Below are 14,228 nucleotides of genomic sequence, written 5' to 3'. Positions count from 1 at the left end.
GGTTACAACGCCAGTGGACGGAGATGTCCTGACTCTAGGAGAAAAATCTGAGTACAGACTCTGCGTAAAAATGCAGGGTCATGACTGACGATGAGACCGGGGGTGGTATCCGCCTGCAAAAACTCGATCAACGTGCCACAACTTCGCTGATCCAAAAAGGCCGTGGGTTCATCATAGAGAATCAACTGGGGCTGCATGGCTAAAATGCCCGCGATCGCCACCATGCGTTGTTCGCCGCCCGACAGTTGATGGGGCATGCGATCGGCCAAGTGACTGGTTCCTGTCTTGGCCAAGGCTTGGTCAACTCGCTGCTGCACTTCTGCGGTCGGACAGCCCAAGTTTTCAGGGCCAAAGGCGACATCCTCGGCCACGGTAGCCCCAATTAACTGATCCGCTGGATGTTGCAGCACGACCCCCACCGCCGGTTGAAACTGTCCAGCCACCACTGACTGTCCCAAGCAGGTGATCGTTCCTCGCTGTGGCGCAAGAACAGCCGCACAGAGCAGCAGGAGTGTGGTTTTGCCAGAACCATTGTCCCCCATGATGCCTAGGCGATCGCTCCCCTGCACCGTGAGATCAATCCCTTGGAGTAGTGAGGGGGTTGCCCCATAGCCAAAATGGAGATCCCTGATTTCCAGCAGGGCAGTCACAGTTTAGAGCGTCAGGGCTTGGGGATTGGTTTCAATCAGTTTCGCCAAATCCTGAAGGAAAGCGGCAGCATCGGCACCATAGATCACACGGTGATCACAGGTGATATTCACCTTCATCTGCCGTTTTACCCCCAGCAGGCCATCCTCGGTGGCAACCACCGTTGGACGCGACGCCCCCACCGCCATAATGGCTCCTTGACCGGGGGTGAGAATGGCGTCGAAGAAGTCAACCCCGAACATTCCTAAATTGGAGAGACTAAAGGTACCTGTGCTGTACTCCTCAGGTTGCAGTTGCTTGGCGCGCGCCCGCTCCACCAAGTCTTTCCAAGTGCGCGAGAGGCTGTAGATGTCAATTTGATCAGCGTTCTTCAACACTGGTGTAATCAGCCCACCCCCCGGCATCGCCACAGCCACAGCAATGTTAATGTCGCGGCGATATTGAATCCCTTGCTCTGTGTAATAGGCATTCATGATCGGGTGTTTTTGCAGCGTCAGGGCGATCGCCTTGGCAAGGAGCGCCGTCATTGTCACCCCTTTTGACTTGATTTGCTGGTACAGCCGATCCAACGCATCCGTTGTAATCGTGTAGGCCACATGGAAGTCGGGAATGCCAAGGCTGGCCACCATATTTCGCACAACGGCATTTTGTAGCGTTGTCAGGGGCACCAGATCCTCTTTGGCGACGACCGGGGCAGTCGCAGCGGCGGCTGTGGGGACAGGGGGTGTCGCTACTGGTGTAACGGGAGTTGCAGGCGCACCAATCAAGGCTTCCACATCAGCGGCGGTAATCCGACCATTGGGGCCCGTTCCCTTGAGCGTCTGCAAATCAATTTTGTGTTCCTTGGCCAATTTGCGGGCACGGGGGGAAGCAATCACTCGCCCAGTAGTTGCAGCGACAGCACTGGTGGGAGAAGCCACTGCCACAGGAGCCGTTGCGGAGCCATTACTTGTGGCCGCAGCGGGAGTCGAGGCCGTTGCCGCAGAACTCGTCGTAGAACTGGTCACCGCCCCAAGGGACTTGGCCTTTGCCTCTGCTTCCGCAATTTCTGCTTCTGTTTCTGCCACAAGGCCAATGGTGGAACCGACGGGTGCCACTTCGCCAGCAGGCACGGTAATCACCGCCAAATAGCCGTCGTAGAAGGACTCCACATCCATATCGGCCTTGTCGGATTCCACAATCAGCACGGTTTCCCCTTTGGCCACCTTATCGCCGGGAGATTTCACCCAAGAGACAATTTTCCCTTCGGTCATGGTGGAGCTGAGGGCGGGCATGAACAGTTCACGAATCATAGAGGCTGCTATCCTTGGTTGGCAATCGAGAGGGAGTCAAATTCACTAAAAATGAAAGGTAAAAGTTAGAGCGTGCCGCGAATTTCTTCGATGACGCCATTGCGCAGGAGAATCTCCACCTGCATTTTTTGGATCAAGTTGTCTCCTTTAGTGACATAGAAGAAGTTATCCACCTGCCCTTGATCGACTTCCTGACCCATTTGGAGGCGCTGTACCTGATCGAGTTGCTGCAGAATCAGATTTTTTTGCTGCAACAGTTGCGCCTTTTGATTGTTGGCTTGCCCTTGAACCTCTTGAATGCGGGCATTGATTACGTCTGGCGCTTCAGTGCTTTTGCGCAGTTCCTCAATCACCTGCTGCAATTGAAAATCTAACTGCTGAATTTGGCTATCCACTTGATTTAGTTGTGTCTGAAGCTGCCTTTGGGCATCGTCTTTCCACTCGGGAGTGACGATTGCTTTCACCATAATCTGGCGCCGCAGGAGCAGTTTAGTATCCATAGGGTCTGTCATGGAGATTACTCAAACATGGCGTTAATCATATCGCGGTAGCGATCGCTCACGACATGACGACGAATTTTTAGGGTTTGGGTCAAAAGACCATTCTCTATCGTAAAGGGTTCGAGGACAAAGCGAAATGTGGCAATGCGATCATCTGGGCGATAGCCGGGGCGATTTTGCACTTCCCGCAGCAGTTCTTGGCGGTAGAGATCAATAATCACTTTGCTCTCCAGCGTCACCAGTTCACCCGTGCCTGCTGGTGCCGGTCGGTTCGGCAACTCTAGCCGGTACCCCTTGGCAGCCACCCACTGCTCCAGCGCTTCCAAATTAGGCACAATCAAGGCACCCAAGGCTTTTTGATCTTGACCCACCAGCATAATCTGGTCAATGTAGGCGCTGCGGATACAGGCATCCTCAATGGGCTGCGGTTCAATATTTTCGCCGTTGCTGAGAACAATCGTGTCCTTCTGCCGCCCCGTCAGCACCAAATCGCCATTGGGGGTGAGGTAGCCCAAGTCGCCCGTGTCAAACCAGCCCTCACCATCCAGCACCTTGGCAGTGGCCTCCGGTTTGTTGTAGTAGCCGCGCATCACTTGTGGCCCTTTGGCCATCACCAGTCCTTTTTGGCCAAACTCAACGGGGGCTTTAGTTTCGGGATCCACAATTTTAATCGCGGTATCGGGAATGGGACGGCCGGCGGAGCCGCGTAGATTTGCCCAAGAGCGGCGAGCGGTCAGTACCACAGCCGTTTCTGTGAGGCCATAGCCCACTAGTACTTCTAGGTTGATGACTTCATAGAATGTGTCCAAATGGGGGGCAAGGGCACCGCCACCACTAATCACCTGTTTAATTTCACCGCCCGTGGCTTCACGAATTTTGCGATAGACACGCTTCTCCCCCAGTTCGTAGAGAGGCTTGAGGAAAAAGGTTTGCAGACGGGCAACCAATTTTTGCCAACCGCTGGGATGGGGGTTGGTCAGGCTGAGGCCGGTGAGCAGTTGCCGTTGCAGGACATATTGCTGGCCAACACTGAGGAAAAACTGGGCAAGACGCCGCTTTGTGGCCGGGGCATCGCGCAGTTGCTTTTGCACCCCTTCATAAAAGCCTTCCCAGATACGAGGTACGGCAATCAGGTAGTGGGGCTTACACCGTTTTAAGTCATTCTTGAAGTGACGGAGGTTAGTATAGGTTTGGCTACAACCACAGGCAAAGAGAAAGTATTCGGCCACCCGTTCGTAGGCATGCCAAATAGGCAAGATACTGAGAATGCGATCGCCCACCTGCGGTTGCACAATTGCCCAGAGATTGACAATTTGACTCAGTAGCCCCCCATGGGTGACCATCACGCCCTTGGGTTGACCTGTGGTACCGGAGGTGTACATCAGCGTTGCCAAGTCATCGGGGGTAATGGCGACTGCCCGCACTGTGCCATATTGTCCTTCCGTAAAGACTTGACCAAAATTCAAGAGCCGCAGGGGAAAATGCTCAAGTTCTGGGGATTCTGCACTTAAGAGCACAACAGTTTCCACCCCTGTCTCTGCTAAACCCTCTTGAAGTTTGCGCAAGGTGGCCAAGTTTTCAATCAGCAGCAGGGTTGCCCCACTATCACGGAGAATGTAGAGAAGTTCTTGGGCCTCTGCGGTACCACTGCGCACCACATTAATGGCACCGGCCATCATACTGCCTTGATCGGCAATCAGCCAGCGGGGACTATTGTCAGCAAATAAGGCCACGCGATCGCCGGCAGCGACACCCAGCGTTTGTAGGCCAGCAGCAAAGCGTTGAATGCGTTGATAGAGTTCACTGTAGGTAATGCGAGTGGCCGGCTCTTCGTAGGGCGCATCAACAGCAACCACCTCCCCATGGCGTTGCGCTAGGAGAGGCCAAATTTCCGGCAGCGACTGGAGGGTTTTGTAGGCCAAAAAGTGATCGGGTAACGAGGCATCTTGGGGGAGGCCGCCGGGGGGAGTGTAGGTGTAGGCCGCACTGGTCATTGGTTTGGCTCCAGACGCAACACCTAGATAATAAACCCTCAATGGGACACCTCATGCAGGTTTAACAATTTCAATGTGAGATCATAAGAATCGGTTACTTAGCAAGCAGTCCTATGGTGCCCTTTGTTCTTGCCTCTGCCTCGCCGGCGCGCCGCCAACTGCTGCGACAGGTTGGCATTGATCCCATTATTCAACCCAGTCACTTTGATGAATCCGTGATTCAGGCAACTACTCCCACGGAACTGGTGCGATTACTGGCACGGTGTAAGGCAGAAACAGTGGCTCAAACCTACCCACCCCCCGCCCTCATTTTGGGCTGTGATTCTGTGCTGGTTCTAGGGGGAGAAATTTATGGTAAACCAGCCTCGCCAGAGGTGGCGATCGCCCGCTGGCAACAAATGCGCAGTCAAACGGGAGAATTGCTGACAGGCCATGCCTTGATTGACTTGGCACAGGGGCGCACCTGTGTTGAGGTCGAGTCCACCCAAGTTGTTTTTGCCGATATTAGCGATGCCGAAATCGCTGCCTACGTCGCTTCTGGTGAACCCCTTGCCTGTGCTGGTTGTTTTGCCCTCGATGGCCAAGGTGGTGCCTTTGTCGAGAAAATTGTCGGGACTCCTAGTAATGTCATTGGCTTGAGCTTGCCCCTACTGCGGCAGATGCTGCTGAGCTTGGGATACACCCTTGGCGATGTGCAAAGCAAGAAATGAAAAACTGGCCTAGACAAGTCTAAATGCTTAGGGTATGCTAAGAGATTGCGAGTTAAGGAACTGTCATGAACGCCCAAGAGATTATTCGCTCGATTGAAGCGGAGCAAATGAAGACTGACTTGCCCGTGATTCATGTGGGCGATCGCGTTCGGGTCGGAGTCAAAATTCAAGAAGGCGGTAAAGAGCGCGTCCAACCCTACGAAGGGGATGTGATTGCCATGCGCAACACGGGCATTAACCGCACCATTACCGTGCGCCGTGTCTTCCAAGGAGTGGGCGTTGAGCGCGTCTTTTTGCTACATTCGCCACGAATTGATAGTATAAAAGTAATCCAGCGGGGTAAAGTCCGCCGTGCCAAACTCTACTACCTGCGCAACCTCGTGGGTAAGGCCTCGCGCATCAAAGCACGGTTCGATCGCCCTCTGTAAACAGCCTTGCGTCCTTAGTTCAGTTGGTAGAACGTCGGTCTCCAAAACCGGATGTCGGGGGTTCGAGTCCTCCAGGGCGCGTTAGTTAATCTGATCTGAAGGTTTTGGTGTCTTAAAGTCCTTTGCAACAGGGATGTACTGGACTAAATGCTTGAGTATCTGGGCGACGCGGATGAGATTGCGATCGCTATCGGAAAGCAAAGTAAAGTTATGAGATAGCGCAAATTCATTGCCAATGAGTTTCACAAAAAGATAGTCATAGCCATTCGTCACCAAGCCAAAAATAGGGAGATTGCGGTCGGGACAGGCAGACATATAGGCAAGGGCTTGGGGCACAGCCCGTAAGACACTAAAGCCACTCCGTTTACCTTCAATCACGACTAGCCAGAAGTTGTCCCGAATCGTCAGCGCATCTATCCGTCCCTCTAGGCTGACTTTGCCCTCCTCACTATCAACTTCCGTTTGGATTTCTACCCATGTTTCACCGCGAATGCGATAGGGGGGGTCACACAGGCCTAATGCGTCTAGTAAGGGGGATAGCAAGATAATGTTTAGCGTTCCCTCGCTCACTTCACTTTCTTCTAAGTAGAGTAAATACCGTTGGGATAAGCGGTTTAATGCCTCTATTTCCCTATCGCTGAGCTGTGCTGTTTCCGATTGCCACTCAGGAAAAAAGTTAGGGTTGGTGGATTTAACGAGACCTAATTTGGTCTCTAAATCCCGAAAGTTGATGATTGCTCGAGCGATCGCGGTTGCAGTAGCCATTATTACCCATTAAAAACGATACCTAGCGAACTTCAGAGACGAGGGGTGTGCCGCGATCGCTCCCCTGAAATTGCAGCGCTGTTTTTGCCAGTTCCAATAATTGCAGTTCAGGGGGATAGTGCCTTTCTTGCTTGAGGCGTTGAATGTCCTGTTTCCCCAGTTGCCAGTGCAACCGTTTGGCTAGAGCCAGTAGGACATCGCCGCGATCAATGACGCCCGCCACGGCATCGGCAGGGGTTAAAACCGTAACAAAGCGTTGTTGCTGCTCCTCTAGGGTGCAAACCGTCTTGGCGAGAGAGTCTGATTCTTTGACGGTGGCGATCGCCCGCAGGGGGACGGCTAACTCTTCGACTGGCGTCACTTCCCAGCGGCTGCGCTCCACATGGTTCAAGGCTTGGGGATCCAAATAGCCGCGGTAGCGACCATCGGTGGCGACAAAGTAGGCTGTGGGCTGGCGATCAGCTAGGAGGAGATAGCAATCGGCAAACTCCCGCAGAGAGAGCGTGCCCTCAATGACGCGAAAATCCCGTGTCATGGCCTCGGCAGCCGTTAGAGTGAGCAGCGTTTCTTGGAGCTGGCTGAGACGGTGGTAGAGTATCGCATTTTGCAGGGCAAACCAACCCAACAGTCCCAACCACAGACCATTACCACTGCCAAGGAGTGTCAGCAATAGCCCAAAACTAATAGCTAACCAGCCCAACACCTGCCCCGATCGCGCCGCCCAACGCATCCCCTGAAAGCGATTGCCTGTCAATTTCCAAACGGCTGCCTTGAGCACTTGACCCCCATCGAGGGGAAGTCCCGGCAGAAGGTTAAAAACCCCCAAGACAAAGTTAATATTGGCCAGATAGAGCAACAGTTCATGGAGGGGATGATCCCCCGGCAGTACCACGGCTGCCCCTTGCAACAGGGCAAAAAGGGCAAAACTCACCAAAGGCCCCGCGATCGCCACCTGAAAAGCTTGACCGGGGGTATTGGATTCCCGTTCAATGGCCGCCATGCCGCCAAAGAGAAAGAGGGTAATCGAGCGCACCGTAATCCCTTGGGAACGTGCCACCAAGCTGTGTCCCAATTCATGGAGCAAGACTGAGGCAAACAACAGCAGGGAAACGACAAATCCCATTCCCCATGCCAGTGCTCCCCACTGCGGGTAGGTGGCTTGCCAGTCACTGCCATTGAGAAAGGTAAACAGCAGAATCACCAGAAACCACGACCGATCAATGTAGAGGGGAATGCCAAAGACACGCCCCACTTGCCAACCTTGTCCCATGCCCACCTCAGTGCATCGCGCTCTATCTCCATTATCGCCCCAGATTCTGAATACACATGATTTACAAAAATTTGCGTCTCAAAACGTGACCTTCCCATCTCTGGCCTAAAATAAAGGCAACGCTGCTAGAGGATGGTGCGATGTCTCAAGCCCCTGTACTGGTGTCTGCCAATGGCCATGTCCTAGACGTGCCCTTTGATTCCTTTTGGCAAGGGTTGCAGGAGTTTGGCTCCCATTTGCTGTGGTCATTGTGTCTCTCACTGCTCCTGAGCCTTCTCCTCAGTCTGATCAGCTACTGGCTTAGCGTGACTTTTGGGATACCCGTACTGCCCTTCTTTTTGATTGTTGTTTAACTTGTGAGGAGCTGCGTATGTGGGGTTTACTCATTACTTGGATTGTGACCAGTATTAGTTTGTTTATTGTGTCGCGCCTCTCATTTTTGGGTGTGGAAATTGATAAATTCACAACCGCGCTGTGGTCGGCGATTGTCTTCGGCTTTTTGAATGCCACGTTGGGGGCTATCCTGAAATTCTTTGCATTCCCCTTTATTTTTCTGACGTTTGGTTTGGTTGCGCTGATTATCAATGCCGCCATTTTTGCCCTTGCAGCAGCCCTTGTCGATGGCTTTAGACTACGCAATGGCTTTTGGAGCGCCTTTTTTGGCTCGATCGCCCTCAGTATTGTCAACTGGGCTTGCTTTAGTCTGCTGGGTCAGGCCGGCTTGCTCTAGGATGCCTTTCCTAGATAGCCACGAGGGGTAATCAGCCAATCATGGAAGCGGTGGGTACTGGCATTGCCGATCAGCACCAAGCTGAACATATCCACCGTTTCCGGTTTCAAGGCGCCAAGGGTGGTGAGGGTGATCTGCTCCTCAGGGCGATAGGCGGCACGGACGATCGCCACGGGTGTTTGCGGTGAACGATATTTTAAGAAAATGGCTTTGGCGTCCACCAATTGCTGCTGGCGATCGCGCGAACGCGGATTATAAAGGGCGGTCACAAAATCGGCTTCAGCCGCCGCCCGTAAGCGCTTCTCAATCACTGGCCAAGGGGTCAGGCGATCGCTGAGGCTAATGGTACAAAAGTCATGCATCAGGGGTGCCCCTAGGCGGGCAGCGGCAGCATTCACGGCACTCACCCCCGGCAACACCTCTACGGGTAAATCGCTGATACCCGCTTCTGCCAATAGCTCTAGCACCAGACCCGCCATGCCATAGATGCCACAGTCCCCAGAAGAGACCACGGCGACATTGAGTCCCCACTGGGCTAGATCGATGGCATCTTTGGCGCGTTGTCGCTCTTGGGTAATGGCATAGGCAGCAACCATCTGTCCTGGTCGCCGCAGGGGGGCCAGCAATTCTAGGTAAAGCCCATAGCCCACGAGAATATCGGCGGCCAAAAGGGCAGAACGGGCTGCGAGGGTGAGTTGATCCAAGGCTCCCGGACCAGTGCCAATCAGGCTCAAGGCACCTTGGCGGGGAATGAATTCCCGTTCAGACTGGGCAATGGCGATCGTCACCGCACCGGGTTCACCCCCTTGGCGGTAAATCTGCTTAGGAACAATTAAACGCCCCCCCTCACTGGCTAATACTGCTGCGGCTTCAGCCACACTGGGCGTTCCCATTTCTGCGGCGACAATGGTTGAGGGGGTGGGTACGCTAACAGGCGCCAATTCTTGAGCGGAAAACCAGCGGCTTGGCCAATGGTGCGCCGCAGCCACCTGACATAACCCCACTTCATCGGCTTTGCGATCAATACTGGCAAGGCCGGCGATCGCCAGCGGGCTTAACCCGGCTTGGGCAAGGGTATGATCAATGGCCTGCTGGATCAGGGCTGCGGATGTTCCCCGTTCACAGCCAATGCCGAGCCACAGTACCCGTGGATGCCAAGCCACACCTGAGGTCAAAGAGGCGGGCAACGCTTTTTCGGTAATCCAAACCGCATTTTCTAGGGGTGGGGTGCTGACAAACTCAAGGGGGTGATCTGAACTAAGAGCCGTGCGCCACAAAGAGCTACCGCAGGTTTGATACACTTGCAGCGGTTTTCCTTGAGCTTGTTGGCGGGCGATCGCGTTCCAGTCGCCGCTGCCTCGTTGCCACCCCAAGGCCGTTCCCCAGGTATCCACAGCAAAGTAGCCTTGGGCATGACTTGCTCCCGTGAGAATGGGTGTCGCGCCAATGGCGGCGCTGAGCATTTGACACAGGCGATCGCCCCCAGCCCCATGACTACCTAGCAAACTCACGATCCATTGACCATCCTCGGACAGAACGCAGACCGCCGGATCCTGTCTTTTGTGGGTCAACAGGGGCGCGATTAACCGCACCACCGCACCGCAGGCTAGGGCAAAGACCCAAGCGCGATAGTGGCACCAGTGTTCCTGCAAATGGGCTGCAAGGGGGCGATCGTAGGTTTGTACCCTAGGGTGAGTGGATGCTAAATGGCTGGGTACCCAGATGTTCAGGGGAATCCCCGTGTCAACAAGGCGTTGCAGTTGAGCCAGCCCTTGGGCAGTGGTGGCGATCGCCCCAATGGGTTGAAACTGGTCTAACCGTGGCATGAACTAGACATCAAAGCGATAGCGCACTGCGCCCGTTTCTGGATCGTTAAATACTGTGGCGTAGCCGAGGCGTTGGGCTTCAAAGAGCAGTTCCTCAACGGTTTGGGCATCAAAATGGGTATAAAGTGCGGCTTGGGCGGCAGAAAGGACGCCACCGTGTTCCTTAGCCACTTGCAGTAAGCGGTGCATGGGCGTCGTGGGGTTGAGGTCGGCTTGTTCCCATGCGGTCAGATAGCGCCCCCGCAGGTAGGTATTGCGGTGATCTACCATCCCCGGAATTAAAAAGAGATCAATGAATTGGCCAATGCCACAAAAGCCAAAGGTGATCAGGTACAAAAAGCCAATCATCGGCTGGCCGACATAGAAGCGTTGCAGGCCACAGAAACCCCCAAAGCTCAAGCACCACAGCAGATAGGCAACCCCCACCTTGAGGAATTTTGGCTGCGTTTGCCAGCGTTGGCGATGACTGGAAAAGGAGAGTGTTTGCCCCATGATCTCAGGAGGATTCCGCTATTTCTCATCCTAACCTAAGTTTCTGAAAACCACTGCGGGGGCTAGCGATCGCCCCCCAAGGATACGTCCTAGAAATTCGGCTGATGACGAATCAGATTCAGAAACTCCTCACGGGTCTTTTGATCTTCACGGAAAACCCCCAGCATCGAACTGGTCACCGTCCAAGAGCCGGGTTTTTGGACACCGCGCATCACCATGCACATATGGCTGGCTTCCATGACCACAGCCACCCCCTTCGGATCGAGAACGGTTTCAATGGCTTCGGCCACTTGACGGGTCAGGCGCTCCTGCACTTGCAGCCGCCGTGCATACATTTCGACAATTCGTGCCAATTTGCTGAGGCCGATCACCCGCTGATTGGGGATATAGGCCACATGGGCTTTGCCAATGAAAGGCAACATGTGATGCTCACAGAGGCTAAAGAAGTTAATGTCGCGCACTAAGACCATTTCATCGTGGCCTTCATCAAAAATCGCGCCGTTGACAAGGGTTTCAAGGGATTGACTATAGCCACTGGTGAGAAATTGCATCGCTTCAGCAACCCGCTTGGGGGTTTTCAGTAACCCCTCGCGATCGGGATCCTCACCCACATTGAGTAGAATTGTGCGCACTGCGGCCATCATTTCTTCTTTGGCAACCTCAGGGGGGGGTGGGTGGGGAATCGCTTCTTTGCCTTGGTGGGTGTTGCGATCGGGCAGAATTGCCGGAGTGGTCGCTTTACCGTTGATGATCGAATCGGGCATATTGAACGTTGTCATAGAAAGAGTGACAAGTGAAGGACAAAGGGAGCCTAGAGGGTTCCGCCAAGGGGCATCACCACTAGCTCTTCCACAAAAGCCGTTTGCGGCAATTGAGTCGTGTACAAAATCGTGTTAGCAACGTGTTCAGGGGTTAACATCCCCGTGCGGTCAAAGTTTCCTGCTACGTCTTCCCAAATGGGGGTATCAACGGCGCCGGGACAGATGGCAATCACGCGGATACCGTGGGCGCGTTCTTCAGCCGCCATCGTTTTGGTCAAGGCCATGAGGGCAAACTTCGAGACACAGTAGGCGCCCCAGTCGGGAAAAACTTGGCGTCCAGCAATTGAAACAACATTTACTATCGTACCGCACTGGCGGGATCGCAGTTGCGGCAGTACCGCTTGCGAGCAAATGAGGGCACTGGTGAGGTTGACGTTAAGAATTTGCTGCCAGTCCGCCAAGGGTTGATCAATCAGGGGCGCAGTCCTAGCCATCCCCGCATTATTCACCAGTACATGGACATCGCCAACACGAGCGAGAATCTCATCAAGGCGCGATCGCAGGGGTTCAGGATCGCTAAAGTCCACGCTAAAGGTATGGGCTTCAACCCCACAGGCCACCACTTGGGCATGAACGGCAGCAAGTTTGGCGGGCGATCGCCCCAACAGCACGACATTAAACCCCGCTTGGGCAAAGGCAATGGCCGTGGCGGCCCCAATGCCACTACTGGCGCCCGTGATTAAGACTTGTTGGGTCATATCGCTTCACTAAAGACGCCCATGCGCCGAAACTTCTGATAGCGCAACTCCCGCCGTTCACTACTGCTGAGGGCTTGCACTGCCGCCAAATTTCGCAGGAGAGCCGCCTTGAGATTTTCCGCCGCTTCTACGGGGTTGCTATGGGCAGCGCCGACAGGCTCGGGCACAATTTCATCAATAATCCCCAGCTTCAGCAGGTCGCGAGCCGTAATTTTCAGGGCTTCCGCCGCTTGGGGCGCTTTTTGGGCATCGCGCCAGAGAATTGCGGCACAGGCTTCTGGGGGCGCCACACTATAGACGGCGTGCTCAAACATCAGCAGGCGATCGCCGACACCAATGGCCAAGGCTCCCCCTGAGCCACCTTCACCAATCACGGTACAGATGATCGGCACCTCAAAGCGAAACATCTCCCGCAGATTGTAGGCAATCGCTTCCCCTTGGCCAAACTTCTCCGCCTCTACCCCAGCCCAAGCCGCTGGTGTATCAATAAAGGTGAGGATGGGCATCTGAAAACGGTTCGCGTGCTCCATCAGACGCAGGGCTTTGCGATAGCCCCCCGGTGAGGCCATACCAAAATTGCGAGCCACATTATCCTTGGTGTCGCGACCCTTTTGCTGCCCCAGCATCACGACGGGTTGACCATTGAGGCGACCAATACCACCGACAATCGCTGGATCATCGCTGCCTCGGCGATCGCCATGGAGTTCAATCCACTCTTCGCTAATGGCTTGGATGTAATCCAGCGTGCTGGGACGGCGCGGATGACGAGCCACCTGCAGGGTTTGCCCCGGCGTCAGCTTACTGAAAATTTCATAGCGCAGTTGCTTGGCGCGCTCTTCCAATTCACGGATTTGCTCCGAGACATCAACGCCAAACTCCGAGGACTTATCCCGCACCTGCTGAATTTGGGCTTCTAGCTCCACAAGGGGCTTTTCAAACTCCAACAGAAGCGTGCGACGTTCGTTTGCCATAGGCGATTGGGTTCCTTTTGGTTTTACTGAGGGTTCAACAGTAGGGGCTGAAATCCGTGTTTACGGGAGACCTCACCAATTTGCTGCATCTTTTCCACCGTGATTTGATTGCGCCCCCAAGAGAAATTGGTGTGCCAGCCCTCAAACTCCAAAAGCATGGCTTCCGCAAAACAGGCAAACATCTGCCGTGAGGGCACATCCATATTCACAATTTCCATAATTTTCCAGTCAATATCGAGGGCATGCTCAACAATGCCACCATTGAGAACATGAATCTCTGGGTGCTGAATTTTGGTGCCCATATTTTTCGGGTAGCCGCCATCAATCATTAGCGAGGGGCGTTTTAACTGCTCAACACTCAGCTCGACGCCCTTGGGCATACTGGCCACCCAAACCACAATATCGGCAAGGGGCAGGGCATCCATTAAGTCTAGAATTTTCCCCCGTCCCAATTCCGCCTGTAGATCTAGCAGGCGATCGCGATTTCGTGCCACCAGTAAGAGATCCTGCACATCCAAGCAGGTATTCAACCAACGGCAGACAGCACTGCCAATATCCCCAGTAGCCCCACAGACAGCCACAGTTGCCTGACGCAAATCAATCCCCACTTGGGGCGCCGCCTGCTCAATTTGTTGGCAGATGATATAGGCGGTGTGGGTATTCCCCGTGGTAAAGCGGCGAAAGTCTAGCTCGATATTGCGAACGTGGGACATTTTCTCCAGATCAAAGTTCTCAAAGATGATCGAGGAGAAGCCCCCCAGCGCCGTAATGTCAATATCATGCTTTTGGGCATGGGCCATGGCGTTAATGATTTTGCGAGTCGCCGCCTTCACCCGCTGGTTGGCCAGCATTTCCGGTAAGAAGCAGGACTCGACGTATTTGCCATAGATAGTTTTGCCCGTGACGCTTGTCACCGTAATCTCATCGACGATCTGCGGCGGTGCCATACACCAAAATTCCAAGCCTTGATCGGCGTATTCGGGATAGCCTAACTGGTGGGCAACGGCTTGGGCGTGCTCCAGATTCGTCAGATGACCAATTAATCCAAACATACAAGCGTGCGGTGACTAAAATGTAACGATA

16 protein-coding genes and 1 tRNA gene are annotated in these 14,228 nt (G+C 54.1%); 5 read left to right on the top strand and 12 right to left on the bottom strand.

The genetic code is table 11. The features are described 5' to 3' along the window. Positions 1–2: 2 nt before the first annotated feature. The 4 genes from RHJ02_RS03025 to RHJ02_RS03010 form a co-directional block, all read right to left on the bottom strand. Entirely contained in the window at positions 3–650 is a 648-nt protein-coding gene (locus tag RHJ02_RS03025; RefSeq protein ID WP_206201012.1) for an energy-coupling factor ABC transporter ATP-binding protein, read from the bottom strand. 3 nt (positions 651–653) lie between these two features. Then, positions 654–1,940: a dihydrolipoamide acetyltransferase family protein gene (locus tag RHJ02_RS03020; protein WP_310743362.1), complete on the bottom strand. Its 1,287-nt coding sequence runs from the start codon at positions 1,938–1,940 to the stop codon at positions 654–656. Between the two features lie 65 nt (positions 1,941–2,005). Next, complete coding sequence (locus RHJ02_RS03015; protein ID WP_399375675.1) at positions 2,006–2,452, bottom strand: YlqD family protein; 447 nt, start codon at positions 2,450–2,452, stop codon at positions 2,006–2,008. A gap of 5 nt (positions 2,453–2,457) precedes the next feature. After that, positions 2,458–4,434, bottom strand: a complete 1,977-nt coding sequence (locus RHJ02_RS03010; protein ID WP_310800440.1) for a long-chain fatty acid--CoA ligase — start codon at positions 4,432–4,434, stop codon at positions 2,458–2,460. Positions 4,435–4,547: 113 nt separating this feature from the next. Between RHJ02_RS03010 and RHJ02_RS03005 the strand changes: the two genes are divergently transcribed. From RHJ02_RS03005 to RHJ02_RS02995, 3 genes are all read left to right on the top strand, one after another. After that, on the top strand, positions 4,548–5,144 hold the full coding sequence (locus tag RHJ02_RS03005) for a nucleoside triphosphate pyrophosphatase (RefSeq protein WP_302677317.1): 597 nt from the start codon (positions 4,548–4,550) through the stop codon (positions 5,142–5,144). A 65-nt stretch (positions 5,145–5,209) separates the two neighbouring features. Then, positions 5,210–5,572: a 50S ribosomal protein L19 gene (gene rplS / locus RHJ02_RS03000; protein ID WP_149820398.1), complete on the top strand. Its 363-nt coding sequence runs from the start codon at positions 5,210–5,212 to the stop codon at positions 5,570–5,572. 8 nt (positions 5,573–5,580) lie between these two features. Continuing rightward, positions 5,581–5,653 (top strand) — tRNA-Trp (locus tag RHJ02_RS02995). Here RHJ02_RS02995 and RHJ02_RS02990 read toward each other — a convergent pair. Continuing rightward, positions 5,654–6,337: a type I restriction endonuclease subunit R gene (locus RHJ02_RS02990; RefSeq protein WP_206201007.1), complete on the bottom strand. Its 684-nt coding sequence runs from the start codon at positions 6,335–6,337 to the stop codon at positions 5,654–5,656. A gap of 22 nt (positions 6,338–6,359) precedes the next feature. Beyond that, positions 6,360–7,607: a site-2 protease family protein gene (locus RHJ02_RS02985; RefSeq protein WP_310743360.1), complete on the bottom strand. Its 1,248-nt coding sequence runs from the start codon at positions 7,605–7,607 to the stop codon at positions 6,360–6,362. A 140-nt stretch (positions 7,608–7,747) separates the two neighbouring features. Here RHJ02_RS02985 and RHJ02_RS02980 point away from each other — a divergent pair, with 140 nt between their 5' ends. Both RHJ02_RS02980 and RHJ02_RS02975 read left to right on the top strand, forming a co-directional pair. Further along, entirely contained in the window at positions 7,748–7,960 is a 213-nt protein-coding gene (locus RHJ02_RS02980) for a hypothetical protein (RefSeq protein WP_149820404.1), read from the top strand. A gap of 17 nt (positions 7,961–7,977) precedes the next feature. Further along, positions 7,978–8,337, top strand: a complete 360-nt coding sequence (locus tag RHJ02_RS02975) for a phage holin family protein (RefSeq protein WP_206201004.1) — start codon at positions 7,978–7,980, stop codon at positions 8,335–8,337. Here RHJ02_RS02975 and cobJ read toward each other — a convergent pair. The 6 genes from cobJ to RHJ02_RS02945 form a co-directional block, all read right to left on the bottom strand. Next, positions 8,334–10,163 (bottom strand): precorrin-3B C(17)-methyltransferase, encoded by a 1,830-nt coding sequence (gene cobJ, locus RHJ02_RS02970; RefSeq protein WP_206201003.1) that lies wholly within the window; start codon positions 10,161–10,163, stop codon positions 8,334–8,336. The genes RHJ02_RS02975 and cobJ overlap by 4 nt on opposite strands. 3 nt (positions 10,164–10,166) lie before the next feature. Beyond that, positions 10,167–10,655 (bottom strand): TM2 domain-containing protein, encoded by a 489-nt coding sequence (locus tag RHJ02_RS02965; RefSeq protein ID WP_225901636.1) that lies wholly within the window; start codon positions 10,653–10,655, stop codon positions 10,167–10,169. Between the two features lie 89 nt (positions 10,656–10,744). Next, a complete protein-coding gene (folE, locus tag RHJ02_RS02960; RefSeq protein ID WP_225901689.1) occupies positions 10,745–11,419 on the bottom strand; it encodes a GTP cyclohydrolase I FolE in 675 nt (224 codons plus the stop codon). Positions 11,420–11,466: 47 nt separating this feature from the next. Continuing rightward, positions 11,467–12,174: an SDR family oxidoreductase gene (locus RHJ02_RS02955; RefSeq protein ID WP_206201001.1), complete on the bottom strand. Its 708-nt coding sequence runs from the start codon at positions 12,172–12,174 to the stop codon at positions 11,467–11,469. Beyond that, complete coding sequence (locus RHJ02_RS02950) at positions 12,171–13,145, bottom strand: acetyl-CoA carboxylase carboxyltransferase subunit alpha (protein ID WP_206201000.1); 975 nt, start codon at positions 13,143–13,145, stop codon at positions 12,171–12,173. The genes RHJ02_RS02955 and RHJ02_RS02950 overlap by 4 nt, the downstream gene beginning before the upstream one ends. 23 nt (positions 13,146–13,168) lie before the next feature. After that, complete coding sequence (locus RHJ02_RS02945; protein ID WP_310743359.1) at positions 13,169–14,197, bottom strand: long-chain acyl-[acyl-carrier-protein] reductase; 1,029 nt, start codon at positions 14,195–14,197, stop codon at positions 13,169–13,171. Positions 14,198–14,228: the final 31 nt, after the last annotated feature.

The organism is Thermosynechococcus sp. TG215 (assembly GCF_031583455.1).
Taxonomy (GTDB): Bacteria; Cyanobacteriota; Cyanobacteriia; order Thermosynechococcales; family Thermosynechococcaceae; genus Thermosynechococcus.
Note: the sequence above shows the minus strand (reverse complement) of the source record. Positions and strands in the feature narration are given on the sequence as shown.